The organism is Kribbella sp. VKM Ac-2569, assembly GCF_004216905.1.
Taxonomy (GTDB): Bacteria; Actinomycetota; Actinomycetes; order Propionibacteriales; family Kribbellaceae; genus Kribbella.
This window is the reverse complement of the sequence record NZ_SGXJ01000007.1, coordinates 78,482-103,728: the sequence shown is the minus strand read 5'-3', so window position 1 is coordinate 103,728 and position 25,247 is coordinate 78,482. Positions and strand designations below refer to the sequence as shown.

Annotated in this window: 22 protein-coding genes; 13 read left to right on the top strand and 9 right to left on the bottom strand. The window is 67.4% G+C overall.

All coding sequences use genetic code 11. The features are described 5' to 3' along the window. Positions 1 to 9 precede the first annotated feature (9 nt). Both EV649_RS36785 and EV649_RS36780 read right to left on the bottom strand, forming a co-directional pair. Positions 10 to 774: a sulfite exporter TauE/SafE family protein gene (locus EV649_RS36785; RefSeq protein WP_130388329.1), complete on the bottom strand. Its 765-nt coding sequence runs from the start codon at positions 772 to 774 to the stop codon at positions 10 to 12. Continuing rightward, positions 771 to 1,484 (bottom strand): FadR/GntR family transcriptional regulator, encoded by a 714-nt coding sequence (locus tag EV649_RS36780; protein WP_130388328.1) that lies wholly within the window; start codon positions 1,482 to 1,484, stop codon positions 771 to 773. The genes EV649_RS36785 and EV649_RS36780 overlap by 4 nt, the downstream gene beginning before the upstream one ends. Positions 1,485 to 1,587: 103 nt before the next feature. Here EV649_RS36780 and EV649_RS36775 point away from each other — a divergent pair, with 103 nt between their 5' ends. The 3 genes from EV649_RS36775 to EV649_RS36765 are packed head-to-tail and all read left to right on the top strand — an operon-like array spanning position 1,588 to position 5,473. Continuing rightward, positions 1,588 to 2,916, top strand: coding sequence for an SLC13 family permease (locus EV649_RS36775; protein ID WP_130388327.1), 1,329 nt, complete (start codon positions 1,588 to 1,590; stop codon positions 2,914 to 2,916). A 5-nt stretch (positions 2,917 to 2,921) separates the two neighbouring features. After that, positions 2,922 to 4,064 carry a CoA transferase gene (locus tag EV649_RS36770; protein WP_130388326.1) on the top strand — a complete coding sequence of 381 codons (1,143 nt, stop codon included), beginning with the start codon at positions 2,922 to 2,924 and terminating at the stop codon, positions 4,062 to 4,064. After that, on the top strand, positions 4,061 to 5,473 hold the full coding sequence (locus tag EV649_RS36765; RefSeq protein WP_198682896.1) for a carboxyl transferase domain-containing protein: 1,413 nt from the start codon (positions 4,061 to 4,063) through the stop codon (positions 5,471 to 5,473). The genes EV649_RS36770 and EV649_RS36765 overlap by 4 nt, the downstream gene beginning before the upstream one ends. On the opposite strand, the gene EV649_RS36760 is transcribed toward EV649_RS36765, so the two are convergent. Further along, entirely contained in the window at positions 5,419 to 5,778 is a 360-nt protein-coding gene (locus EV649_RS36760) for a DUF4345 domain-containing protein (protein WP_130388324.1), read from the bottom strand. The genes EV649_RS36765 and EV649_RS36760 overlap by 55 nt on opposite strands. A 119-nt stretch (positions 5,779 to 5,897) precedes the next feature. On the opposite strand from EV649_RS36760, the gene EV649_RS36755 reads away from it, so the two are divergent. From EV649_RS36755 to EV649_RS36745, 3 genes are all read left to right on the top strand, one after another. Next, positions 5,898 to 7,841, top strand: a complete 1,944-nt coding sequence (locus tag EV649_RS36755; protein WP_130388323.1) for a family 43 glycosylhydrolase — start codon at positions 5,898 to 5,900, stop codon at positions 7,839 to 7,841. A 21-nt stretch (positions 7,842 to 7,862) separates the two neighbouring features. Beyond that, positions 7,863 to 8,930 (top strand): LacI family DNA-binding transcriptional regulator, encoded by a 1,068-nt coding sequence (locus EV649_RS36750; RefSeq protein ID WP_130388322.1) that lies wholly within the window; start codon positions 7,863 to 7,865, stop codon positions 8,928 to 8,930. Between the two features lie 70 nt (positions 8,931 to 9,000). Beyond that, positions 9,001 to 10,743, top strand: a complete 1,743-nt coding sequence (locus EV649_RS36745) for a beta-galactosidase family protein (RefSeq protein ID WP_130388321.1) — start codon at positions 9,001 to 9,003, stop codon at positions 10,741 to 10,743. A gap of 591 nt (positions 10,744 to 11,334) precedes the next feature. Here EV649_RS36745 and EV649_RS36740 read toward each other — a convergent pair. Both EV649_RS36740 and EV649_RS36735 read right to left on the bottom strand, forming a co-directional pair. Beyond that, positions 11,335 to 12,060, bottom strand: a complete 726-nt coding sequence (locus EV649_RS36740) for a sulfite exporter TauE/SafE family protein (RefSeq protein WP_198682895.1) — start codon at positions 12,058 to 12,060, stop codon at positions 11,335 to 11,337. Positions 12,061 to 12,216: 156 nt separating this feature from the next. Then, on the bottom strand, positions 12,217 to 13,062 hold the full coding sequence (locus EV649_RS36735; RefSeq protein WP_130388320.1) for an AraC family transcriptional regulator: 846 nt from the start codon (positions 13,060 to 13,062) through the stop codon (positions 12,217 to 12,219). Between the two features lie 86 nt (positions 13,063 to 13,148). Between EV649_RS36735 and EV649_RS36730 the strand changes: the two genes are divergently transcribed. Next, complete coding sequence (locus EV649_RS36730) at positions 13,149 to 14,015, top strand: phytanoyl-CoA dioxygenase family protein (protein WP_130388319.1); 867 nt, start codon at positions 13,149 to 13,151, stop codon at positions 14,013 to 14,015. Here EV649_RS36730 and EV649_RS36725 read toward each other — a convergent pair. Then, entirely contained in the window at positions 13,980 to 15,002 is a 1,023-nt protein-coding gene (locus tag EV649_RS36725; protein ID WP_130388318.1) for a LacI family DNA-binding transcriptional regulator, read from the bottom strand. The two genes, EV649_RS36730 and EV649_RS36725, sit on opposite strands and share 36 nt — an antisense overlap. 97 nt (positions 15,003 to 15,099) lie before the next feature. Here EV649_RS36725 and EV649_RS36720 point away from each other — a divergent pair, with 97 nt between their 5' ends. The 6 genes from EV649_RS36720 to EV649_RS36700 are packed head-to-tail and all read left to right on the top strand — an operon-like array spanning position 15,100 to position 22,156. Further along, the gene (locus tag EV649_RS36720; RefSeq protein ID WP_241999139.1) at positions 15,100 to 15,879 is read left to right on the top strand and encodes an ABC transporter permease subunit; all 780 of its coding nucleotides are present in this window, start codon (positions 15,100 to 15,102) and stop codon (positions 15,877 to 15,879) included. Positions 15,880 to 15,939: 60 nt separating this feature from the next. Further along, positions 15,940 to 16,068 (top strand): hypothetical protein, encoded by a 129-nt coding sequence (locus EV649_RS42095; RefSeq protein ID WP_277875755.1) that lies wholly within the window; start codon positions 15,940 to 15,942, stop codon positions 16,066 to 16,068. Continuing rightward, positions 16,065 to 16,967, top strand: a complete 903-nt coding sequence (locus tag EV649_RS36715; protein ID WP_130388317.1) for a carbohydrate ABC transporter permease — start codon at positions 16,065 to 16,067, stop codon at positions 16,965 to 16,967. Before EV649_RS42095 ends, EV649_RS36715 begins: the two co-directional genes overlap by 4 nt. A gap of 29 nt (positions 16,968 to 16,996) precedes the next feature. Beyond that, positions 16,997 to 18,625 (top strand): extracellular solute-binding protein, encoded by a 1,629-nt coding sequence (locus EV649_RS36710; protein ID WP_130388316.1) that lies wholly within the window; start codon positions 16,997 to 16,999, stop codon positions 18,623 to 18,625. Next, on the top strand, positions 18,622 to 20,430 hold the full coding sequence (locus tag EV649_RS36705) for a hypothetical protein (protein ID WP_130388315.1): 1,809 nt from the start codon (positions 18,622 to 18,624) through the stop codon (positions 20,428 to 20,430). Before EV649_RS36710 ends, EV649_RS36705 begins: the two co-directional genes overlap by 4 nt. Positions 20,431 to 20,452: 22 nt before the next feature. Beyond that, positions 20,453 to 22,156, top strand: coding sequence for a right-handed parallel beta-helix repeat-containing protein (locus tag EV649_RS36700; RefSeq protein WP_130388314.1), 1,704 nt, complete (start codon positions 20,453 to 20,455; stop codon positions 22,154 to 22,156). On the opposite strand, the gene EV649_RS36695 is transcribed toward EV649_RS36700, so the two are convergent. From EV649_RS36695 to EV649_RS36685, 3 genes are all read right to left on the bottom strand, one after another. Then, positions 22,157 to 23,104, bottom strand: a complete 948-nt coding sequence (locus EV649_RS36695; RefSeq protein ID WP_130388313.1) for a winged helix-turn-helix domain-containing protein — start codon at positions 23,102 to 23,104, stop codon at positions 22,157 to 22,159. A 20-nt stretch (positions 23,105 to 23,124) separates the two neighbouring features. Then, entirely contained in the window at positions 23,125 to 24,183 is a 1,059-nt protein-coding gene (locus EV649_RS36690; protein ID WP_130388312.1) for a peptidoglycan DD-metalloendopeptidase family protein, read from the bottom strand. A gap of 296 nt (positions 24,184 to 24,479) precedes the next feature. Then, the gene (locus tag EV649_RS36685; protein ID WP_241999138.1) at positions 24,480 to 25,244 is read right to left on the bottom strand and encodes a trypsin-like peptidase domain-containing protein; all 765 of its coding nucleotides are present in this window, start codon (positions 25,242 to 25,244) and stop codon (positions 24,480 to 24,482) included. Positions 25,245 to 25,247 lie beyond the last annotated feature (3 nt).

The window sequence follows — 25,247 nt, the reverse complement described above, 5'->3', positions numbered from 1 at the left end:
TTCCTGAGATCAGCGCAGCATCAGCACTGCGGCGGTGATGCCGGCGAGCACGATCAGGACGCGGAGCAGTCCGCTCGGCAGTCGTCGGCCGATGTGCGAACCGACGTACCCGCCGGCCACGGACCCGATCGCGAGCAGCACGATCGCGGTCGGGTTCAGGTCGGCGATGAAGACGAAGATGACGCTGGCGACGAGGTTCGCGGCCAGCAGGGACAGGGTCTTGAGGGCGTTCACGACGCGCATCTCGAGGTCCAGGCCGAGGCCGAGAACCGCCATCATCATCACGCCCGCACCGGCGCCGAAGTACCCGCCGTACACGCCCGTCAGAGCGGCGAAGAACGTCGTCGTCGGAGTCATCGTCGTCCGTGTCTCCTGCGGTCCCTCGTGCCGGGAGCGCAGCCACCGGGAGATCCACGGTTGGACGCCGACGATCAGGCAGGTGAACAGGATCAGCCACGGTGCCGCCGCGGCGAACACGCCTGGCGGCAGGGCAAGCAGCAGTACGGCGCCTCCGATCGCGCCGATCGCACACGTCACCACGACCGCGATCGTCGTGGGACGGGAGACCTCGCGCAGCTCGCGGCGGTACCCGAACGAGCCGCTGAGCGCGCCGGGAAGGAGGCCGATCGTGTTCGAGGCGTTCGCCACGACCGGCGGAATCCCCAGCGCGATCAACGCCGGGAAGCTGATCAGCGACGCGACGCCGACGGTGGACGTGAGCACGCCGGCTCCGAGTCCGGCCGCGACGATCGCCAGATGCTCGACACCGGTCACGGCCTGTCCCGCAGCAACGCGACGTCGGACACCAGCATCACGTGCTCGTGCATGGCCTGAGTGGCGGCGTCCGGATCGCCGGCGGCGATCGCATCCGCGACCTTCCGGTGGCCGGCCAGCGACTCGCGTGGCCGGCCGGGCTGGGACAACGACTCCAGCCTGGTCTCCCGGATCAGGTCGTGGATCGCAGTCATCATCTGCGCCAGCAACTCCGATCGCGCCGCCGCGGTCACCGCGCCATGGAACGCCTCGTCGCCCTCGACGCCCCGGCCACCGGCCTCGATGTCGCGCTCCATCGTGTCCAGCGCGGACCGGATCGCCGTCAGATCGGCATCGGTACGACGGGACGCCGCCAGCGCAGCCAGCTTCGACTCGAGCGCGTCACGGGCCTCGATGATCTCGGGCAGCCGGTCGGCGTGCGCGCGGATCGCCTCGATCACCGGCGCGGTCCGGGCCCGCTCGGTCAGCACCGTGCCGTCGCCGTGCCGAACCACCACCGCACCGATCACCTCGAGCGCCACCAACGCCTGGCTCAGCGTCGCCCGGCTCACGCCGAGTCGCTGAGCCAACTCCCGCTCCGGTGGCAGCCGGTCGCCGGGCAGCAGACCGTTCTCGATGATCCAGGTGCTGATCTGGTCCGCGACCTGTTCGTACAGGCGGGATCGCGGGACCGGTCGGGGTGGTGCGGGACGAGCAGACGGCGACTCCATGCAGACAGCTTATTGACAAGTGGCTCATTGGGCTATTGGCTAGGCCACTGAGCCAGCTACTAACTGGTATGTCCCCGTCAACCGCCCGGAAGAGGATTCCGTCATGGGACCAGAGTGGGTTGCGATTCTGGCGCTCGTCGCGCTGTTCGTCGTCGGTACGGTCCTGCCGATCAACATGGGTGCGCTCGCGTACGTCGCGGCGTGGCTGGTCGGCCTGTACTCGTTGCACCTGACTGAGAAGGAGATCCTCGCCGGCGTCAGCGGCGATCTGATCCTCACGCTGATCGGTGTCACCTATCTGTTCGCGATAGCGAAGAACAACGGCACAGTCGACCTGATAGTCGCCAGCGCGGTCCGCGCCGTAGGTGGCCGGGTCGCGCTGATCCCGTGGGTGATGTTCGCCGTCACCGCCCTGCTGACCGCGATCGGCGCCGCCAGCCCGGCCGCGTGCGCGATCATCGGGCCGATCGCGCTCGGCTTCGCCGCGCGGTACAAGATCAATCCGCTGATGATGGGCATGTTCGTCGTGCACGGCGCCCAGGGCGGCGGGTTCTCGCCGATCAGCATCTACGGCACGATCACCAACTCGGTGATGGAGGACGCCAAGCTGCCGTCCAGTGAGCTGACGGTCTTCTTGTCCAGCCTCGTCGTCAACCTGGTGATGGCGACGATCCTGTTCATCGTGTTCGGCGGCCGGAAGCTGATGAACCAGCGCGTCGACCCGAACAGCCCGAACGACTCCGCCGACCTCACCGAGGAGCTGCATCACGGTGGCGCCACCGTCACCGCGCGCGGCACCGGCGCCTCGGCCCCGACCGGCACACTCGCTCGCGGGGTACGACGGGATCAGCTGCTGACGCTGATCGCCTTCGTCGGCGTGGCCGTGGTGGCACTCGCGTTCGACAAGAACATCGGGTTCGTCGCGATCACCGCCGCCGTACTGCTCGCGATCCTGTCGCCGACCGAGCACAAGGACGCCGTCAAGCAGGTCGCGTGGCCGACGGTCCTGCTGGTCGCGGGTGTCAGCACGTACGCCGCGATTCTCACCGAATCCGGTGCGCCGCAGTTCGTCGGCAAATGGGCCGCCGGACTCGGAGCGGCCGTGATCGGCGCGCTCGTCCTGTGCTACGTCGGCGGTGTCGTGTCGGCCTTCGCCTCGTCGACCGCGCTGCTGCCGGTGATCATCCCGATCGCCGTACCGCTGATCGGTCACGGTGGGATCAGTGCCGGTCTCTTCGTCGCGGCACTGGCGATCGCGTCGACGATCGTCGACGTCAGTCCATTCTCGACCAACGGTGCATTGATGCTGGCGAATCGACCGGACACGATCGCAGAACCCGTGTACTACAAGCAGATTCTCACCTACAGCGTGATCGTGGTCGTGGCCGGTCCGTTGCTCGTCTGGGCCGCACTAGTACTCCCGGGCTGGTGACGCGGATGGGTCAGCTGGACGGCGTACTCGTCGTGGATCTGTCCCGGGCGCTGGCCGGGCCGCACGCCACGATGATGCTCGGCGACCTCGGCGCGCGCGTGATCAAGGTCGAGGCACCCGGCCGCGGCGACGACACCCGCGGCTGGGGGCCGCCGTTCGCCGGCGACGAGTCGACGTATTTCCTGTCCGCCAACCGCAACAAGGAATCCATCACGCTGGACCTGAAGGACGATGCTGATCGCGACGTCGTACTCCGGTTGATCGATCGTGCCGACGTACTGGTGGAGAACTTCCGGACCGGCGTACTAGATCGGCTCGGTCTCGGCCTCGACCTGTTGCGCGAACGCAATCCACGCCTGGTCGTACTGTCGATCACCGGCTTCGGCCACGACGGACCGGAAGGTGGACGGGCCGGCTACGACCAGATTGCCCAGGGTGAGGCGGGGCTGATGTCACTGACCGGGTCCGGACCGGAGGACCCGCAGCGGGTCGGCGTACCGATCGGCGACCTGCTGGCCGGGATGTACGGCGCGTACGGCGTCGTCGCGGCGCTCCACGAACGGTCGGCAACCGGTGTCGGCTGCGTCGTCCGTACGTCGTTGCTCGCGGCAATCGTCGGCGTACATGCGTTCCAGGGCACGCGATACACCGTGGCCGATGAGGTAGGAGTGGCCCAGGGCAACCATCATCCGTCGATCGCGCCGTACGGACTGTTCCATTGCGCGGACGGCGCGGTGCAGATCGCGGTGGGCAGCGAGGGACTGTGGGAACGGTTCAGCGCGGCGTTCGAACTCAACACCGACGGCTTGACCACGAACGCCGACCGGGTGGCGCACCGGGACCGGTTGATCGCGGTGATCGAGGCGGCGTTCACTGGTCTGACCAGTGCCGAATTGCTCGCGAAACTGGCCGACGCCGGCATCCCCGCCGGGCGGGTGCGGAGTCTGGACGAGGTGTACGCCTGGGACCAGACCGCGAGTCAGGGTCTGTTGATCGACGTCGAGCACGCCACACTCGGGCCGCTGCGACTGCCCGGGCCGCCGCTGCGGTTCTTCGACGGATCGCAGGAGACGACCCGAGGTGATCATCGGCCGCCGCCGACGCTCGACGAGCACGGCGCCTCGATCCGGGCCTGGCTGAACGAATGAGCGCCCACGGCTTGATCGACGCCGTACTCGACCCAGGATCCTTCGAGTCGTGGGATCGGCCGGGTACGCAGTCGGCCGACGACGCCTATCAGCAGCAGTTGCGGCGGGCCGCCGAGCGGGCGGGGACGGACGAGTCAGTGATCACCGGACGCGGCTCGGTCCGTGAGCGACAGGTCGCCGTACTGGTGAGCGAGTTCGCGTTCCTGGCCGGGTCGATCGGCCGGGTGGCCGCGGAGCGGATCACCGCGGCGGTACGGCGCGCGACGGCCGAGCGGCTGCCGATCGTGGCGTCGACCGCGTCCGGTGGGACCCGCATGCAGGAAGGAGCGGCCGCCTTCGTCGAGATGATCACGATCTCCAAGGCCTTGATGGACCACCGCGCAGCGGGTCTCCCCTATCTCGTTCATCTCCGGCATCCGACGACCGGTGGCGTGTTCGCCTCGTGGGGATCGCTCGGTCACGTCACCGTCGCCGAACCCGGAGCGCTGATCGGCTTCCTCGGACCGAAGGTGTACGAGGCCCTCCACAATGAACCGTTCCCGTCCGACGTCCAGACGGCCGAGAACCTCGCCGCGCACGGGGTGATCGACGGCGTGGTCGAGACGAGCGATCTCCCGTTCCTGCTCGACCGGGCACTCGGAGTCCTCGTCGATCCCCCGGTCGCTCCGACACTGCCCCGCCGTACCGGAGCCGCCGGGCCCGTCGACGCCTGGACCTCCGTACTGCGTACTCGTCAGCCCGACCGTGCCGGCGTCCGCGATCTCCTCCGCTACGGGGCCACTGGAACACTCCGGCTGACCGAACCCGACGCGGCCGTCCTCGTCGCGCTGACCCGGCTCGACGGCCAGCCGTGCGTACTGGTCGGACAAGACCGTTCGCAGACCAAGCCGCTGGGACCAGCCGCCTTACGCCAGGCCCGACGCGGCATGAACCTCGCTCAGACCGTCGGCCTCCCACTCGTCACGGTCATCGACACAGCCGGTGCCGAGCTCTCCCGCGCCGCAGAGGAAGGCGGCCTGGCCGGCGAGATCGCACTGTGCATCTCGACGATGACGACGCTGACCGTGCCGACCTTGTCGGTCCTCCTCGGCCAAGGCACCGGCGGCGGAGCACTGGCGTTGCTCCCGGCAACCACCGTCGTCGCGGCAGAGCACGCGTGGCTCGCACCACTGCCGCCGGAGGGAGCCAGCGCGATCGTGTACCGCGATACCGCTCACGCTCCGGAACTCGCCGCCGCCCAGCACATCACCGCCCCCGACCTGCATGCCTCCGGCACCGTCCACCACCTGGTCCCCGAACACGACACCGACACCGCACAGACCCTCGCGCGAGCAATCGCCGCCGAGTGCGCCGCTCAACTCACTGCGAACCACAGCACTCCGCCGAGGACGACCTCGACGCAGAAGTAGAACCACGACGGATAGAAGGCCCGCGGGCGGTCACGCAACGCGCCGATCAGTCGCCCTGCGGCCATTCCGCCCAGCGCGGCGGCAACCGCGATCACCGCCCCGCGACGGATCCCCTCGTCGAGCGCCGCGGCAACCAGCAGCCCGGCGATCGCGAGCCCGAACCCGCCGTACACGGCGCGTACTTCGTTGCGCGCGTCCGGCCCCGCCGCCACGATCCCGAAGGGTCGCACCAGCGCCGCGGGCATGACGAGCCCATAGATCCCCATACCGGCGAAGAACACCGCCGCGACAACTATTGCAATCATTGCAACAGACTAGTGCCGGGCTCGGGGCAGGTGGGCTCTTGACGCCGGGTGAGCGGAGCGCTGTAATCAGGGGCACTCATTCTGTTTACGTAAACATCTCCCCGCCCGGAGGTAAGCCTGTGAAACGAAGAGCTCTTGGAGCCGTGGTCAGCGTCGTGCTCGCCGCAGTCGGCGTCAGTCTGCTGGCGTCGCCGGCCAACTCCGCCGAGCCGTCGGCGTACACCTCCTTCCGCCCGGGCGAGCCCTGGCTGGACACCAGCGGCAAGGTCGTTCAGGCCCACGGCGGGCAGGTCGTGCCGTCGCAGGACGACGACGGCCGGCGCATCTACTACTGGTACGGCGAGGATCGCAGCAACAGCTACTACGACAGCCCGGGTGTGCACCTGTACTCGTCGTACGACCTCTACAACTGGAAGGACCAGGGGCTCGCACTCCGCGCGATGAACTCCCCCGACCAGTTCGAGAACGACCCGTACTTCGCCAAGCTCTACAAGAAGTACACGCCCGCGCAGAAAGACGTCGTCTGGCGCGACCTGTCGACCAACAGCGTCCGTACCGACGGCTGGGCGCGTCCGTCGATCCTCGAACGCCCCAAGGTGATCTACAACAAGAGCACCGGCAAGTGGGTGATGTGGGTGCACTCCGACGGCCCCTCGTCGCCGACCAGTACGTCGACGTACGCCCGCGCCGAGGCCGGGGTGGCGATCGCCGACTCACCGAAGGGCCCGTTCCGCTGGATCGACTCGTACCGCCTGAACCGGGTGCCGAGCGACTCGGTGCTGTGGTGCGGTACGTCGTCCGCGTTCGACCCGGCCGGAGGGATGGCGCGGGACATGAACCTGTTCGTGGACGACGACGGTACGGCGTACATCATCTACTCGTCCGAGGAGAACCGGACGATGTACATCTCCAAGCTGAACAGGTCCTACACATACTTGTCCGCGGCGCCGGAGAACGCTGTACAGGGCAAGGACTTCGTGCGCACGCTCGCCTGCAACCAGCGTGAGGCGCCGGCCATGTTCAAGTCGGAGGGCACCTACTACCTGGTGACGTCGGGAGCCACCGGCTGGGACCCGAACCCGGCGCGCTACGCGACCTCGCAGAACGTCCTGGGTCAGTTCACCGACCGCGGGGTCCCGATCACCGGCGACGGCGCGGCGACCACGTACGGATCGCAGAGCACCAACGTGATCCCGGTCGACCAGAAGCAGAACAAGTTCGTCTTCATGGGCGACCGCTGGACCCCGAGCGATCTCGCGAACGCGCCGTACGTCTGGATGCCGATGAGCTTCGGCGAAGGCGGCGCGCTCACCATCGGCCCGGACACCGAGTGGACGCTGAGCGACCTGACGCCGTACACCCGCTGGACCGTCACGAGCACGATCTCGGACAACGTCTGGCTCAATGACACAAGCACGCTGCCGTCGACCGTCACCGTGACGACCGCGGGCGGATCGCAGCAGCTCGCCGTCACCTGGGATCCGTCGAGCATCGCGCAAGCAGGGCCCGCGACCCTGCGCGGCACGTTGGCGGACGGCAGGACGTTCACTCGCTCGGTCGTGGTCGTGCCGCACGGTCTGCGGTACGCCGTGAACGCCGGCGGGACCGCCACGCCCGACTGGACCCGTCTGACCCAGGTCGCGTCGACCGAGCAGCCACTGCTCAACTCGTCACCGGAGCAGCCGTTGGGGACTGATCCCGTGACGGGCACGCAGTGGGGCTACACCGGTTCGAGCGCGCCGGCCGGCACCGGCGACCTCTACACCACGCTGCGGTACGCCAAGGACCATGAGCCGCTGGTCTACACGTTCGAAGGCCTCGAGCCGGGCACGTACACGGTCCACGCGGGTTACTACGACCCGTGGCCGTGGGCGAACCGCGCCGCCGAGGTGACCGTCAACGGGTCCGTCGTCGACCAGCAACGTCTGTTCACCGCGACCGGCGTCGCGGCGGCGTACGGCGGAATCACGGTCGGAGCCGACGGCAAGATCACGGTGTCGATCGCACCCACCCGGTCCCCCGACATCCAGGTCAGCTGGCTGATGATCGCCCGTAACAACTAAGGCCCCACCTATGCTGAGGCCATGTCGAGCGAGGTCAGGGGCGCACGCCGCGGGATCAAGGGACACCCGAAGACGGGACCGTCCATCGGCGACGTGGCGCGGTTGGCCGGTGTCTCGTCGCAGACCGTCTCACGCGTGTCCACGGGCTCGGAGCCCGTCAAAGCCGAGACCCGGGAACGCGTGCTCGACGCGATGCGGCAGCTGGGGTACGCACCGAACCACGCCGCCCGGGCACTGCGCCAAGGCAACTTCCGGTCGATCGGTCTGATCGCTCACCAGGTCATCCGGACCGGCGAGTCGAAGACCATCGAGGCGGTGATCGAGGCCGCCCGGCGGGAGGGTTACTCGGTGAGCCTCGTCGACGTCGAGAGTCCGTCGTCGAGCGACGTCAGCGAGGCCGTGCAGCACCTCAGCCATCAGGCGATCGACGGCTTGATCATCATCCGGGCCGAGACCGCGACCCCGGCGGCTCTGGCGCTCCCGCCGACCATGCCGGTCGCGGTGTCCGACTCGCGGTTCATCGGGCACCATCCGGCGGTCGGCGCCGACCAGGTCGGTGGCAGCCGCGCCGCGGTCCAGCACCTGCTGGATCTCGGGCACGCGACCGTCCACCACATCGCGGGGCCGGGCGGCTCCGGCCCTGCGGACCTGCGCGCGACCGCCTGGAAGCAGACGCTGGTCAACGCCGGACGGGAGGTCCCGGAGCCGTTCGACGGTGACTGGTCCGCGGAGACGGGTTACAAGATCGGGAACGAGATCGCGAAGCGCGACGACGTGACGGCGGTGTTCGCGGCGAACGACGAGATGGCAGCCGGCCTGATCCACGCACTGCACGAGGCCGGCCGCCGGGTGCCGGACGATGTGAGCGTCGTCGGGTTCGACGACATCGACCTCGCCGCCCACCTCTGGCCGCCGCTGACGACGGTCCGGCAGGAGTTCCACCAGATCGGTCACGACCTCGTCGAGGTCATCATGCGGCAGCTCGGCGGGCGGGAGCAGTTGACCGGATACCACGGCACGGTGGCCGCGCCGCTGATCGTCCGGCAGAGCACAGCAGCACCTCGCAAGCGTCGACGTACCCGCCGCTGATTCGGGTGGACAGTCGCAGGCCGGTCCAGATACCGTCATAGATGTTTACGTAAACAAGAGATGAGAGCCCATGCCTGACTTCGCCATCGGTGAGTCCGACTTCGTCCTGGACGGCCGTCCGCTGCAGATCATCTCCGGTGCCCTGCACTACTTCCGGATGCACCCGGACTGCTGGGCGGACCGGATCGAGAAGGCGCGGCTGATGGGGCTCAACACCATCGAGACCTATGTCCCCTGGAACGCGCACAGCCCGCGCCCCGGCGTCTTCGACACCTCCGGGATGCTCGACCTCGGCCGGTTCCTCCGCGAGGTCGCGGCCGCCGGGCTGTACGCGATCGTGCGGCCCGGGCCGTACATCTGTGCGGAGCTGGACAACGGCGGACTCCCGGCGTGGCTCTTCCGCGACGACAGTGTCGGGGTACGCCGCTATGAGCCGACGTTCATGTCCGCGGTCACGCAGTACCTGCAGGATGTGCTGGAGATCGTCCGGCCGCTGCAGATCGATCAGGGCGGACCGGTGCTGCTCGTTCAGGTGGAGAACGAGTACGGCGCGTTCGGGGACGACCAGACCTACTTGAAGGCGCTGGCCGACGTCATCCGGAACGCCGGTACCACCGTTCCGCTCGTCACGGTGGATCAGCCGACGGACTCGATGCTCGCCGCCGGCGGACTGGAGGGCGTACTGCGGACCGCGTCGTTCGGGTCCCGGGTTACGGAGCGGCTCGAAACCCTGCGGAAGCACCAGCCGACCGGGCCTTTGATGTGCATGGAGTTCTGGGACGGATGGTTCGACTACTGGGGCGGACGCCACCACACGACTTCGGCGGCCGACGCGGCGGCGGACCTCGATGCACTGTTGGCGGCCGGGGCGTCGGTCAACATCTACATGTTCCACGGTGGTACGAACTTCGGACTGTCGAGCGGGGCCAACGACAAGGGCGTGTACCGCCCGACCGTGACGTCGTACGACTACGACGCACCGCTCGACGAGGCGGGGAATCCGACGGAGAAGTTCCATGCGTTCCGTGAGGTGATCTCGCGGTACGCGCCGGTGCCGGACACCGTGCCGGCCCCGAAGCCGGCTGCGCCGGAGTTCACCGTCGCGCTGTCCGATCCGATCGGGCTCCTGCCGGGTGTCGGCGGAACGTGGTCGCAACATCCGGAGCTGCCGACGCTCGACGACCTGGACGCGCGGCTTGCGATCTTCCGGACCGAGCTGCGTCAGGGTGGGCCGGCGTTGCTGACGTTCGGCGAGGTCCGCGACCGTGTGCAGGTGTTCCTGGACGGCGCACCGGTCGGCATCCTGGAACGCGAACGCCACGAGCGCGCGATCATGCTCCCCCACACCCGCGGACGACTCGAGCTCGTCGTCGAGGACCAGGGCCGGGTCAACTACGGGCCTCGGATCGGTGAGCCGAAGGGCCTCATCGGGCCGGTCCGCGTCGGCACCGAGGAGCTCACCGGCTGGACCGCGTGTGGGATCGACCTCAACAGGGTTCCGCAGTTGTGGCGCTCCGCGGGCCCGACTCCGTCCGCACTGGGCATCGGTCCTACCGCGTGGCGCGCAACATTCGAGGCCGATGGTGAGTCCGACCTGTTCCTGCGAACCGATGCCTGGGGCAAGGGATTGGCCTGGATCAACGGTTTCTGCCTCGGCCGCTACTGGCGCCGCGGTCCCCAGGAAACCCTCTACGTGCCGGCGCCTCTCCTGGAGCAGGGCACCAACAACCTCGTCGTACTCGAACTAGAGGTCCTCGAAACCCCCACAGCAACCTTCACCGGCTCACCACGACTGGGTTACACCGACCTCTAGCGCCGTCGCCAGAAACGGCGAGGTCGCTTGCGGGGTCAGGCAGTCCGTCCCGGACCATCCGAGAGGTTGACCGGCTCCTTCCCCGATGTGTGGGGTGATCGTCACCCCATCCAGGGACTCGGGACAGGTTGTGGGGGGCTGGGACATGGCATTTCCAGTCCTCAGTCCCCAGTTCCTGTCCCCACTCACCACCGTCACCCGCACGACGGCCCCACCAGGTGCGGGGAAACAAAGTTGCACAGAGCGACGATTTCTTTCCCCGCCACGACTCGACGCACACCGGCGCCGATGCCGGTGCCACGTTTGTTTGAGGGACCGCCGCGGCCGTGGGCAGCGTTGGTGAGGTTCCGAACGTCCTTGGCGAGGCACCAGTCCCCATCCCATTTGGCTGGTCAGCCAGCGAAGTGTGGGGTTTGTGACCCAAATCCAGGGTCCCAAACCCCACACTGGGTGGGTCAGCCAGGCAAATTGGTGGGTCGGCCAGGCAAATGGGACTTGGGCGCGACTCCCCATTCGACGCCGTGGCGAGCAGGTGCTCGGCGGAGTGCTCGTCGGGTGCAGCGCAGTAGGCGTGGGATTGGGAGCCACGCGCTAGATCGCCAGCAGGCCCTTGATCGCTGTGACGATGCCGCCGGCGATGGCCAGCGAGAGGACCAGCAACCGAGCTACCCGGTCTGGGATTCGGCCGGCCAGTAGCGCGCCTAGGCCTGCGCCGAGGATCAGGCCAGCGGCTGCCACGAGCCATTCGTCGGCGGCGAGTGGAGGTACGCCGCGGGTGACGAGTGAGAAGACGTTGACGATGGTGCCGTAGAAGAGGGCGTTCGGTACGAATTCGCGGATCGTCCAGTTCGCGTTGACGGCGTACAGCGACACCGGGGGTCCGCCCAGGCCGGCGGCTGTGTTCATGAAACCGCCAGCCGCGCCCGCGGTCAGCGCGCCGGCGAGTCCTTTCAGCGCTCGCACGCGCAGGCCGCTCATCAGCAGCGCAGCGGTCACCGTTACCAGGCCACCCATCACCATGAGGAGCACCGGCTCGGGCAGGACTCGGGAGAACCAGGCGCCGAGCGGCGCCGTACACGCGGCCGCGATCACCAGCGGGACCATCGCCCGCAAGCGCACCTGCCGCCACCCGCGGGACAGGCCCAGGAGACAGACAACGCCGGCCGCGCAGTTCGAGAACGAGACACCGTCCACCGGTCCGAGCACCAGCACGAGCGCGGGCACCGCGACCAACGCGAACCCCATGCCCGTGAGCCACTGAACGAAGGCCCCGAGCAGGACAACCCCGCCAAGGAGCAAGCCCGCAGCACCACTCACCGCGGGAACCTCCTGTTAGGCGACGTTCAGAAGTTTCGCATACAGGTCGAAGACTCCGAACGCCCCCGGCTTCCTTCGTGGACAGGACGAACGTGAGCACCAGCATGATGCTCAGCGCCGCCGCGCACAGGGCCGCGGCGGGTACAGGCGCCGCCTTCAGCGAGTCGGATGGGCGGCTCGGTAGTGGGTCGGGCGCATCGACTTCAGCTCGCGGAAGCGGCGGTTGAAGTTGGCGAGGTTCCGGTAGCCGCTGCGCGCCGCGACCTCGGTCACCGGGAGCGAGGTCGTCGTGAGCAGACGGCAGGCTGTCTCCACTCTCAGCTGGTTGACATAGTCGGTGAGCGTGCAGCCGATGGCGCGGCGGAAGAAGCGGCTGAACGACGTCGGCGACATGTGCACGAGCGCGGCGACCTCGTCCAGCAGCACCGGCTCGGTATGAGCCTTCTGGAGATACCGGACCACGACATCGATCCGATCGCGTACGGCGGTGCTCGGCGCCGCGGCGTACCCGGTGCCCGTGATAGGGGTCGCCGTGGCGGCGGCAAGACGATGCAGTACGTCGAGAAGCCGCGTCGTCTGGACCGCCGCCGTGAGATGCGGAAGACCGGCGATGTCTGCTTGCAGGTCCGGTGCCACGTCGCCGAAGGACAGCCCGCGGGCCGAACCGACGAGCAGGTCGTGGACGGCGCCGAACTGCGGGAGCTCGAAGAAGCCCGCGCCGAGGAAGTCGTGCCGGAACTGGGTCACCGCGGCCTCGGACGGCCGATCGGACGGCTCGGACGCGTACGTGTGCGGCAGATCGGGGCCGAGCAGAACCAGGTCACCCGGAAGGTACCGCTCAACGGTGGTACCCACATACCTCGTTCCCGATCCGGCCGAGATCAGCGTGAGCTCGTACTCCCGATGGAAGTGCCAGGCGAAGTCGAAGCACCGTTCACGCCTCGTGAAGCACGTGAACGTCGTACCGCTAGGAACGCCCGGGCGTTCGTAGCGCGGCTTCATCCATACATTCTAAGAGGACAACTGAGTACCAGAACTGGTCATCAGCGGCGTAGCACGTGAGGTCGGCGCTTGGAATCGTGGAGGTCATGACGATCACGAACATCTCCGTCGACGAGCTCGAGACGCCGTACGACGGCCTGCCGCCGACCGCCACCGCCGACTTCAACCGCGACGGGTTCGTGCACCTGTCCGGCGTACTCAGCCCCGAGACGATCGCGGAGTACGAGCCGACGATCACCTCCGAGGTGATCCGGTTGAACACCCAGGACCTGCCGCTGGCCGAGCGCGACACGTACGGCAAGGCGTTCCTGCAGGTGACAAACCTGTGGCGGCAGAACGAGAAGGTCAAGGAGCTCGTGTTCGCACGCCGCCTGGCCGGTATCGCGGCGCAGCTCCTCGGAGTTCACGCCGTACGCCTCTACCACGATCAGGCGCTCTACAAGGAGCCGAGCGGCGGCATCACCCCGTGGCACGCCGACCAGTACTACTGGCCGCTGTCCTCCGATCGGTGCGTGACGCTCTGGCTGCCCTTGCAGGAAACCCCGCTGGAGATGGGGCCTCTCGCCTTCGCCCGCGGCAGCCACAACTTCGCCTTCGGCCGCGACCTCCCGATCTCCGACGAGTCCGAGGAGCAAGTCAAGAACGCCGTGGCCGAGCAGTACTTCGAGGACGTCGTGGAACCGTTCGCACTCGGCGACGCCAGCTTCCACCGCGGCTGGACCTTCCACCACGCCGGCCCGAACCGCGGCACCCAACCCCGCCGCGTCATGACCGTCATCTACCTCGACGCCGACCTCCGCACCACCGAGCCGACCAACCACAACCAAACCGCAGACCTCGTCAACTGGATGCCCGGAACCGAGGTCGGCCAGATCCCGCAGTCACCCCTCAACCCGATCCTGTACGACAGCCTGGCCTCAGGTGGATTCGCGGATCACGAGCTCGGAGGCTAGGACCTGGCGCTGGGGTTGGGTTTCGGGTTGGTCGACGGTCTGGACAAGGAGGTCCACACCGCGCTGAGCCAGTTTGCGCAGCGGCCACTGCACTGTGGTCAGTGCAGGAGTGAGGCATTCGCTGAAGTCTTCGTTGCCGAAGCCGGCGATCGCGATGTCGCCGGGCACCTTCAGGCCGGCGCGGAGGCAGGCGCTCATCGCGCCGGCCGCCAGCCGGTCGCTGGCCGCGAACAGCGCGTCGGGAACGTTGCCCGTAGCAATCAGTCGTTCGATGGCCGCGCGGCCGGAGCCCGCTTCCCAGTCGTCGGCGTACACCGCGGAGAAGCCGTCGCCGAACGCCTCGATCAGCGGCTGGTAGCGCGGACCGGCCGCTTCCGGTGACGTCGGCCGCGCGGGGAGGGCCGCGTTGGGTCCGGTCAGCGCAACCAGGCTCCGATGGCCACGCGCGACGAGATGTTTCGCCAGCGCCCTGGTGCCGATCCGGGCGTCGATCGCGATCAGCGGACCTGGCAGCCCGTGGTCTTCGGTGAAGTACGGATCCATCCACACCACCGGGACTCCGGCGGCGTGCAGCTCCTCACCGAAGGCCTGTTGCTGCCCTCCGGCCGGGCACATCAGACCGGCGATCCCGGCGTCTCGCACTGCCATGATCGCGTCACGCGCGTCGCCGGTGGAGTTGAGCAGGACGGTGAAGTACCCGAGTTGATGTGCGTGCACTGCGGCCGCGGTGATCGTGTCCCGATAACCAGGTCCCCACATCAGGCCCAACGTGCGTGATCCCTGCCGGCGCAGCGCGCGGGCCGCGGCGTTCGGGAGGTAGCGAAGTTCGCGCGCGGCCTCCTCGACCCGAAGGACGGTCGCCGCGGCCAGCTTCAGCTCGGCGGCCCGGCCGTTCAGGATCGCCGAAACCGTCGTCGGCGCCACCCCGGCGAGCTTCGCCACATCCATCCGGGTCGCGCTCTTGCGCCTCTGCTGGTCCGCTGCCATGATGCTGATCCTAGCCGACTATCACGTGATAGTTCCACAGCTATCACGTGACAGTTGCGCGATATCGCTCAGTTCGGGCCGACCACTGGGAGACCGCATGACAGCCCGTCGTCGCGACTCTTTGGCAAGCGCTTCCCCCCGCCGCCTGGCGAGCAGCGGGGCCTCGCGACGTGACCGCCTCCGCCGCGACCTGGCGTTGCTGATCATGGCGGCGCCCGGTCTCCTGCTGCTCCTCCTCTTCCACTACATCCCATTGCTCGGCAACGTGGTCGCTTTCAAGGACTACCTGCCGTACGTCGGCCTCGTGGACAGCCCGTGGATCGGGCTACGGAACTTCACCGATCTGTTCGCCGATCCGGACTTCTGGAACGCACTGCTGAACACGCTCGAGATCACGTTGCTCCAGGTCGTCCTGTTCTTCCCCGCCGCGATCGGCCTCGCGATCCTCCTGCACGGGGTCTTGCGGTCATGGCTGCGCCGCTTGATCCAGAACATCGTCTACCTGCCGCACTTCATCTCCTGGGTGATCGTGATCGTGTTGTTCCAGCAGACGCTGGGCGGCGCCGGGATGATCAACTCCTTCGCCCGGAGTCACGGCCTCGCGACGTTCGACATCATGACCAGTCCGCACCTGTTCAAGCTGCTGGTCACGGCCGAGGCCATCTGGAAGGACGCCGGCTGGGGCACGATCATCTTTCTCGCGGCGCTGGCGGCCATCGATGTTCAGCTGTACGAATCGGCCGCGGTCGACGGCGCCGGGCGCCGCCGGCAACTGTGGCACGTGACCCTGCCGGGCATCCGCCCGGTGATCGTGCTGCTGCTCGTACTGCGTCTCGGCGAGGCGTTGTCCGTCGGTTTCGAACCGATCATCCTGTAGCGAGCGTCCGTCGGCGCCGACGCCTCCGAGGTACTGGACAGCTACGTCTACTTCCACGGCGTGGTCGACAGTAACTGGGGCGTCGCCGTCGCCGCAGGTCTGCTGAAAGGCCTCGTCGGGTTCCTCCTCATCCTCACCGCGAACAAGGCAGCTCATGCCCTGGGCGAGCAGGGGGTGTATCAGCGATGAGGAACCAGGCCCCACTGCGTCCGCCGTGGATGGAGGAGCCGACCGTTGCCGGCAAAGTCAGCAAGGCTGCCGCTCTGTCGGTCGTGTGCGTACTGGTACTGCTCCCCTTCGCCGGCGTTCTCTCCACCAGCCTGTCCAGCCAGAAGGCGCTCGCCGAAGCAGGGTCGTACGTTCTCATCCCACGCGATCCGACCTGGGCGGCGTACCGGGAGATCTGGGCCGGCGGCGCCGTCACCCGCGCACTGTTGATCAGTGCCGGCGTGACCATCGTCGGCAGTGTGCTGGCGACGACCGTGACGGCGCTTCTCGCGTACGGTCTGAGCCGTCGCGGCTCGTTCGGGCACCGCGCGATCCTGAGCGCCGTACTGCTCACCTTCCTGTTTCACCCCGGCATCATTCCGCAGTACCTGACCGTCAAGTCCCTGGGTCTGCTCGACAGCTACGCGGCCCTGATCCTGCCGACCGCGCTCAGCGCGTTCAACGTGATCATCATGCGCGGCTTCTTCATGGGGCTGCCGACCGAGCTGTACGACAGCGCGCGGATCGACGGCGCCGGCGAGTTCCGGATCCTCGGGCAGATCGTCGTACCACTGTCCAAAGCGGTGATCGCGGTCGTCGGGCTGTTCTACGCAGTCGGCTTCTGGAACGCGTGGTTCAACGCACTCCTCTATCTGAACGACTCCCACAAGTGGCCGCTGCAACTGCTGCTCAGAACCTACGTCCTGCAAGGCCAGTCCCTCGGCGACAGCGCGGCCGTCGCCTCGGGCGATGCACCGCCGCCGCAACAGGCGGTGCAGGCAGCCGTCGTCATCGTCGCGCTGGTCCCGATCTTGCTGGTCTACCCGTTCCTGCAACGCCACTTCACCAAAGGCGTACTCACCGGCGCGGTCAAAGGCTGATCCGCCCAAAGCTCGTTCCAGGAGGACAGATGTCATCCATCAATCGAGAAGTCACCCGCAGAACGGCGCTGAAGTCGGCTGTCCTCGGCGGCTCCGCCCTCATGTTCGGCGTACCGAGTCTCGTTGCTTGTGGCAACAACGGCGGTACGGGCGCCACCGCCGCCAAGCAAGTCGATCTTCCTACGTACCGGGTGCCGACCGGCATGAAGCCGGATCTGGTCGGCGAACCGGCCCGTGGGATCCAGGACGGGTTCTTCACCATGCCGAAGGACCTCCGGCGTTCTGTCGACGGCGCCCCGATGAGCGGCGGCGAGATCAGCATGATGGTGCCGACGCTCGCTCCCCCGCCGCCTGCCCTCAACAACAACACCTACGCAAAGGCCATGAACGCCCGCCTCGGGGGGAAGTTCACGGTTCGTACGGCGCCTTCCAGCGAGTACGGCACCAAGGTCGACACCTTGCTGGCCGGCAACGATCTGCCTGACATGGTCCTGGTTCAGGACTTCGGCCAACCGCGGCTGGACAAGCTGCTCGAGAACAAATTCACCGACCTCTCGGACCTGTTGACCGGTGACAAGGTCCTGGAGCACCCGCACCTCGCCGCGATCCCGTCCAAGGCCTGGAACAACGCCCGCATGTTCGGCCGGCTGTGGGGCGTTCCCGTCGAGCGTCCTCTGCTCTGGAACGTCATGCTGGCACGTGCGGACCTGATGAAGGCGGATCCCGGCAGCATCGCCACGACCGACGACTTCGAGGCCATGTGCGCCGAGGTCAACGATCCGCGCCGGAATCGCTGGGCACTCACCGGCTCGTACGGATCGTTCAGCCTGCCGGCGTTCGCGGCCGCGTTCGGCGCACCCAACAACTGGAGCAAGAACTCCGACGGCAGCTTCACCCGGGACTTCGAGACCGACGAGTACAAAGCCGCCGTCGAATTCACCGCGAAGCTCCGGCAGTCCGGCTACTTCCACCCGAGGTCGGCGAACCTCACCGGCTCGCAGATCACAGAACTCTTCGTTTCCGGACAGGTCGTGTGCAACGCCGGCCAGCTGAGCGGGTGGAAGGCCTTGACCAGCGTGCAAGGCCTGAAGTCCTCGCAGGTGACAGCGATGCCGCTGTTCAGCGCCAAGGGTCAGCAGCCGGCGTTGTTCTACGGCCCCGGCGTGTACGGCGTCATCCTGCTGAAGAAGGCCTCGAACGACCGGGCCGCGGAATGCCTGCGCCTGCTCAACCTGTATGCCGCACCGTTCGGTACCGAGGAGTACCTCCTGGTCCACTACGGCATCTCCGGGCAGGACTACAAACTCGAGAACGGTGAGCCGAAGCTGACGGATGTCGGCAAGAAGGAAGTCGTCAACGTCGGGTACGTCAGCGGGTCCGAGTTCCGGGTGATGTACGGCCCCGGCCAGGCCGACTGGGTCCGGGCGCAGTACCAGTGGGAGAAGACCGTCGCCCCGCACGGACTCGCCGATCCGACCCTCGGTCTGTACTCCGAGACCGCGAGCCGCTCCGGCGACGAGGAGCAGAAGGTCCGCGACACCATCAGCGACATCATCATGGGACGCAAGAAGATCGACGACTTCACCGCCGCGGTCAAGACCTGGAAGTCCGCCGTCGGCGACAAGATCCGGGACGAGTACGCCAAGCAGCACGGATGAGCACCAGACCGCTCGCTCCCGGCGAGCTCGACGAATGGCTGACCGCAACCGCCGCAGCCGCAGGAAAGCGCGCGTACGACGTCGCACACCGGCTGATCCGGATGCCCGGCTCGGCAAGCTCTGTGCACACCGCACTGGGCGGCCGGACTGTCCACGCCTTCCGCGAGTCCACCACCTACGCGCTGATCCTGCTCGAGACCGGAGCGGCCGACGAGGCGGCCGGGATCGTGGACCGGGTCCTCGACGGGCAGGACCTCGATCCGGTGTCGGACACCTACGGGATCTGGCCGTACTACTTGGAAGAACCCCTCGAAAGGATGACCCGGCCCGACACCAACTGGGCGGACTTCATCGGGCAAGAACTTGTTCTGATCATGATCCGCCATGCAGGCGCCCTCACCGACCAACTGCGACTGCGCCTGCGAACAGCAATCGCCGCCGCGGCCGAGGCCGTCGTACGCCGGAACGTGCCGATGTCCTACACGAACATCGCCAGCAAAGGCAGCTTCGTGACGCTCGGCGCCGGCCAGATCCTCGACGATCCCGAGCTGACCCGCTACGGACGCGAGCGAATCGAACGACTGGCGGCAACCGTCTACGAGACCGGCAGCTTCGCCGAGTACAACAGCCCGACGTACTGGCTCGTGACCTGCACCGCAATGTCGGCCATCAGCCAGTACATCACCGACCAGCGCTCAGCGACGATCGCTGCCGACCTCGTCGAGCGGCTCTGGCGGCATCTCGTCCAGCGCTGGCATCTTCCGTCCGGTCAACTGTCCGGACCGATGTCGCGGGCCTATCGCGATGATCTCGGCGAAGAACCGCAACTCCTGGCTCACCTCGCCAAGGCCGTCGGTGGACAGGCGCCGTTCGACAGTGTGCTCGAACGGGTTGACGATTCGCCGGTCACCCTCGCCCTCGTCCACACCGCAATCCTCCGCCCGGATGCGCCAGCAGACGTGGTCAGGCAACTTGTCACCGCAGGACCACCGACCATGCGCCACGAACTCTTCAGCCGCGGCCGCCCGGACCGCGTCGGAAGTACCTGGCTGCACACCAAGAACACCCTCGGCACCGTCAACTTCGCCGACTGCTGGTTTCAACGCCGGAATCTGCTCGGTTACTGGGGCGCCAACGACGCCTGGCGACGCCCACCGCGGTCCGTCCGGCTGCGCGTCGTGAAGGACGACGTCGACTTCGTGTCCGCGATCTCCTCCTCCGTACAGCAAGGTCCACATGCCTTGTGGCACGTCGGGTTCGCGAGTCCCGGAGGCGACCATCACGTGCACCGCAACGTCATCCCGAGCGGGGAATCCGTCCCGATGCGCTCGCTCCGGGTGCTGTTCGAGTTCCGCGGCATCACGGACCCGGAGATCCGCGTCAACGGTGCTTCAGGCAACAGCTTCACGCTCCACGACCACGTGACCGTTTCCGAGGACGGCAGCACAGTCAGCATCATCCCGGCCGGAGGCAGTTGGAACGGCACTCCCCCGACCGGCCGGATCACCGCCGGCACCAACGGCGTGCTCACCGTAGAAGTCGAGCTGTTCTCCGCCTCCGAACCACAACCGATCGATCTGTCGGCACTCGACTCGGCGTTCGTCGGCGGAGCCCTGTCGCTCCTGCCGTACGGCGAGACAGCGGCGAGCCCGTCCGTGTCGGCGCGTGCCGAGGGCAACCACATCAGCTGGAGCTGGATCCCTGGACCGTACCTAGAACTCACGGGCCGCACCGCGGTCGGAACGATCGAGGATCACGGCGATACGCACAGGGCAACGATCGACCGACAGCCCCTCCGCCCCTGAAACACCCGAAGTGAGGAGAAACATGAGAACGAGATGGCTCGCCGCAACCGCCGTCCCCGGGATCCTCGGAGCCCTCCTGGCGGGTGCCCTCACAGATCCCGCGCAGGCCGCCGCCGGAACGTACTACGTCTCGCCCAACGGAAGCGACAGCAACAGCGGGCTCTCCCCCAGCCAGGCCTGGAAGACGATCGGCAAGGTCAACAGCTTCACCTATCCACAAGGCAGCCTCGTCTACTTCGAAGGCGGTCAGACGTTCGCCGGCTGCCTGGTCTTCAACTCGACGAACGTGCCGGCCTCGTCCGCGTCGACACCGTTCCGGGTCTACTCGTACGGCACCGGGCAGGCCACCATCCAGTCCAACTGCACCGGCGACACGTCAGCGGCGATCACCGCAGATGCTGTCAACGGCTTCCAACTGAACAACATCAAGGTCGTCAACGGCAGCACGACCGCTGCCGGCGTACTGCTGCAGAATCAAACGTCGTCAACGGCAACGACAGGCCTGAAGGTGACCAACTCCGACATCTCCGGATTCGGTACGCCGAGCGGCAGCACGAGCGCGTTCGGCGCGCAGATCATGGTGCTCGGATACGCGCTGAACAGTCACAGCGGGCCGCTGGACGACGTACAGATCCTCAACAACAAACTGCACGGCGCCAGCGTCACCTCCACCGCTGGACCGGGCATCTACGGGTGGGGTTCGGGCGTCAACATCACCAACGTCCGGGTCGAGGGCAACACCGTGTACAACCTGGGCATGGCACCCAAAACCACCGGTGCCGGGCTGACCGCCAACGGCTGGAACGGCGCGATCATCCAGCACAACGTCGTCCATGACATCGGCGCCAACGTGACCTCGTGCGGCGGCACCAGCGGCATCATGTCCTACACCTCGAACAACGTCACCATCCGCAACAACGAGGTGTACAAGGTACAACCGGTTCCGGCGTACACGGCCGGTTGCGACTGGGACGGCATCGATCTCGACGGCGGTACGACGAACTCGCTCGTCGAGTACAACTACACCCACGACAACGCCGGCAGCGGTCTGCTCGCCTACACCTCGACAGCGGCGTCACGAGTCTGGGGACCGAACACCTACCGCTACAACATCTCCCAGAACGACGACTGGGCCAATGCCCAAGGAGGCCTGTTCGACGTCGTACCGAACGCGCCGAAGAACGCGCTGTCCATTTACGGCAACACGTTGTTCACCAACAAGGACCAGAGCACGAACAAGAAGACCGGGGCCAGCGCCTGCTTCAACTTCGGCTACAGCACCGGCACGTGGGCCGCCGGCTCGCAGATCAAGGACAACATCTGCTACTTGGCCAACAAGGGTAGCTCGGGCAAGACCGGGCAGTTCTACTACAACCCGTACACGCAGACCGGAATGACGCTCGCGAACAACCTGTACTACGGGACCAACACAGGCGGTTGGCGCTGGGGAGGCACGACGTACGCCGACTTCGCCGCCTGGAAGGCCGCAGGTCTCGAGACGGGCTCCGTGTGGGGCGACCCGCTGTTCACCTCGCCCGGTGGCGGCGGCACCTGCTCGTGGTCACCGCCCACCGGAACCGGACCGCAACCGTGTCCGCAGGCCTACACACTCAAGGCCGGCTCCCCCGCACTCGGAACGGGTACGCCGGTCTCCGGCAACGGCGGCGTGGACTACTACGGCGCCACCATCCCCAACCCACCCAACATCGGCGCCGACGCCAGCTGATCAAGGTAGGTCGGCGAGTTGATCTCCGAGTGGGGTGCGTTCGTAGATGACGGCTCGGCCGTTGCGGCGTGGGCGGACCAGGCCCTGGGCGGTCATTGCGCGGAGGGCCTGGTTTGCGGCTGATGGGGACACGCCGAACCGCTCGGCCAATGCGGTCGTCGACTGGCCGGGGCCGATGGCTCGGAGGTAGCGCAGGCGATGCGGGCTGAGGAGGCCCGCGCCGCCGGGGAGGCCGGTGGCGTCGGACCACATCGCGCGCTGGTTGGTCGCGCTGTAGATCACCATCGGGTCCGAGTCGGTCAGCGGGGTCGAGCTGCTCAGAGTGAACAGCGACGGTACGACGAACATCGGCCGCCCGCGTGTGTAGAGAGTGAGGTCGTCGTGGCCGTTCAGGATCTGGGCCGTGATGGAGGTCAGGTCGGCGCGAACGCCCGGCCCACAACGGTTCAGGGTAGCGATCACTCCCTCCGCCGCCAGTGATCTGGCGCGGACCGCGACATCGGCGTCGAGGGTCGCGCGCATCCGTGGCCAATGCGGCTGAAACGCCAATCGCCAGTACGCCGCCAGCGCATCAGCCAACCGGTCGCCGAAAGATCGCCCACTCGATCCCAGTCGACGGGGTACGCCGCCGACCGCGAACTCGATGTCCGCGCCGAGCGTGCGCAGGTCCTGGTCCCGCAGGTAGGCGAGCTGAGCGTCGATGGTCAGCGGTACGCCTACCCGCGGATTGAACAGGTCGGGAGTGTCGAAGTTCGGGCCGATCAGCCCGCTCAGCACATCGAGCGGAAGCTGGTCGCGGACCTTGCACGCGGCGGCGTACCAAGGAGACTGGAGCGGGTAGCTGGTGGGCGACCGCAGCGCGCGCAGCGAGTTGCCGAGCTCAGTGAGTGGCGAGACCGCGAAGCGCACCAGTCCGTAGTCGCCAGGCTCCAGCTGATAGCGCGCCACGGCCGATTGTAAGCATGGGATCAGCTGGTGCGGTTGTAGATCGCGGTGCCCGGGCAGGCGGTGACGCCGAGGCGGGTCGCGCAGCCGGTGTACTGGCTCGAGCCGTTCCACCAGGTCCAGCCGCCGATGGTGCGGCCGTGCAGCCAGGTGTACGTGCCGTTGTAGTTCGCGTCGTACGTCCGCAGACTCCAGTGCACGTGGTCGCCCGTTGCGGACCCGCCGGCACAGACGTCTCGGCCGATGTTGCCGAGCAGCGCGCTCGTGCCGACCGGAGTCGCGTTGTAGTAGGTGGCGTTGTACATGTGGTAGTAATCCGTCGAGAAGCCGTTCGGGTGGATCACTCGCGTCCAGCCGCCACCTGCGCCACACATCGACGTGGCCGTGCCGTCGCGGGAGGAGCGGACCCGCCCGCTGGCGTTGCCGCCGGCAAGGTCCAAGCTGCTCCAGTAGCCGTTCACACCGTCGCTGGCGTGCGGGCCACCGGTGACGGTCATGTAGTAGTCCGGCATCCACGGCAACAACAACCCACCGGTGTTGGCCGTAGTAGCCATGGTGGTCGCCGATTGGTGTTGCGCGTACGCCGTCATCGTCCGGCGCTCTGCGGTGCCGACGAGCGGGGACGATCTGATGTACTCGGCGAACTCGCCGTCGCCCTCGACTCCGCTGACCCAGTGACCGTCGACATAGCGAGCGATATATAGCCAGCCTTCCGGATGAGCGCCTTCGGTGGCGGGAGCCTCGACGTACGCGACACCCCGCGCCCAGCCCGGCGCGGCCGAGCGGACGTCGACGACGACCTTCCGGCCCTGCTCGGAAAGCTTGCCTAGGGCAACGGATGGGGCGAGAGCTCGGCCGTCCTGGGACCGGCCCAGCGCATCGGCGGCGACCGCGTCGACCAGAGTACGGCTGGAGGCGCCGAGAACGCCCGCAACCTCAGCAGGCAGCTTCACCTCGGCCGCTGCAGGACTCGGGCTTGCGTTGGCGTAGTGGGGTGCCGCCGACGCCGTGGGCGTGACAGCGAAGACGGTTGCCGCGGCCAACGCAGCGGCGGAGATTCTCACGGACAGTTTCGAGGGCATGGGCGGGACCCTTCTGTTCGGGCTGACGAATGCCGCGAGTGTGACAGAGGGTGCCGCCCACCAGGAGAAGATGAAGCCGAAGCCTTAATCAGCCAGCGAACTTCTCGGTCCACGTACTGGCGACCGACGCACGGCGCACGCCACTCCCCTTCCGACCTTGGCCTGCACAGTACGACGACGACCACAGGGTCCCGCCTCCGCGTCCCTCCCGGGCCGTGCGATCACGCTCAGGTGCACTACCCGACCACCTGACACGTCCTGTCCAGCTGCACATCAGAGGAGCTCGTCGTACCTCGTCAGTCGAGGAGGTTTTTGACGATGGTGGTCATTCGGTCGACCGGGATGGCGAAGCCGATGCCTATGTTGCCGGAGCGGGTGGTGCCCAGGGTGGCTATGGCGGTGTTGACGCCGACTACCTGGCCGGCGGCGTTGACGAGTGGGCCGCCGGAGTTGCCGGGGTTGATGGCGGCGTCGGTCTGGATGGCGGATTGGCGGGTGCTGTTGTCGCCGAAGCGGGCCTGGCGGTTGACGGCGCTGACGATGCCGGCGGTCACCGTTCCTTCCAGGCCGAGTGGGGATCCGACGGCCAGCACCGGGTCGCCGACCTGGAGTTGCGCGGACCGGCCGAGCGTGAGCGCACGCAGTCCCGCGGCGTCGGAGGTCGAGACCTGGAGTACGGCGAGGTCGTTGTCCTCGTCGGCGCCGACGACGCGGGCGTCGACCGTACGGCCGTTCGACAGGACCAATGAGACATCACTCGCTCCTTCCACGACGTGAGCGTTGGTCACCACGTGACCTTGCTGGTCGATCGCGAAGCCGGAGCCGGTTGCGCGGCCCGCGCGTACTGAGACGACTCCCGGCAGGACGCTCGCGGCGGCTGCGGTGATGGATCCCTGGGCGGCTGCTGCCGGCGGGGCTGCCTGTTGGAGGTCCACAGCCGGGTCGCGGGCACCCGTGACGGCACCTGCTACTCCCCCGGCGGCGATGGAGAGAACGAGCGTGCCGATGAAGAACCCAGCACGCCGACGGGTGACCGTCACCCCGGCCGGAGGTGCCGCCACCGG

Coding starts and splice junctions, on each gene's coding strand:
- EV649_RS36720 (WP_241999139.1), top strand. CDS start 15,100: ATGACAGCCCGTCGTCGCGACTCTTTGGCAAGCGCTTCCCCCCGCCGC.
- EV649_RS36730 (WP_130388319.1), top strand. CDS start 13,149: ATGACGATCACGAACATCTCCGTCGACGAGCTCGAGACGCCGTACGAC.
- EV649_RS36715 (WP_130388317.1), top strand. CDS start 16,065: ATGAGGAACCAGGCCCCACTGCGTCCGCCGTGGATGGAGGAGCCGACC.
- EV649_RS36725 (WP_130388318.1), bottom strand. CDS start 15,002: ATGGCAGCGGACCAGCAGAGGCGCAAGAGCGCGACCCGGATGGATGTG.
- EV649_RS36760 (WP_130388324.1), bottom strand. CDS start 5,778: ATGATTGCAATAGTTGTCGCGGCGGTGTTCTTCGCCGGTATGGGGATC.
- EV649_RS36780 (WP_130388328.1), bottom strand. CDS start 1,484: ATGGAGTCGCCGTCTGCTCGTCCCGCACCACCCCGACCGGTCCCGCGA.
- EV649_RS36750 (WP_130388322.1), top strand. CDS start 7,863: ATGTCGAGCGAGGTCAGGGGCGCACGCCGCGGGATCAAGGGACACCCG.
- EV649_RS36690 (WP_130388312.1), bottom strand. CDS start 24,183: ATGCCCTCGAAACTGTCCGTGAGAATCTCCGCCGCTGCGTTGGCCGCG.
- EV649_RS36710 (WP_130388316.1), top strand. CDS start 16,997: ATGTCATCCATCAATCGAGAAGTCACCCGCAGAACGGCGCTGAAGTCG.
- EV649_RS36765 (WP_198682896.1), top strand. CDS start 4,061: ATGAGCGCCCACGGCTTGATCGACGCCGTACTCGACCCAGGATCCTTC.
- EV649_RS36700 (WP_130388314.1), top strand. CDS start 20,453: ATGAGAACGAGATGGCTCGCCGCAACCGCCGTCCCCGGGATCCTCGGA.
- EV649_RS36770 (WP_130388326.1), top strand. CDS start 2,922: ATGGGTCAGCTGGACGGCGTACTCGTCGTGGATCTGTCCCGGGCGCTG.
- EV649_RS36775 (WP_130388327.1), top strand. CDS start 1,588: ATGGGACCAGAGTGGGTTGCGATTCTGGCGCTCGTCGCGCTGTTCGTC.
- EV649_RS36745 (WP_130388321.1), top strand. CDS start 9,001: ATGCCTGACTTCGCCATCGGTGAGTCCGACTTCGTCCTGGACGGCCGT.
- EV649_RS36705 (WP_130388315.1), top strand. CDS start 18,622: ATGAGCACCAGACCGCTCGCTCCCGGCGAGCTCGACGAATGGCTGACC.
- EV649_RS36735 (WP_130388320.1), bottom strand. CDS start 13,062: ATGAAGCCGCGCTACGAACGCCCGGGCGTTCCTAGCGGTACGACGTTC.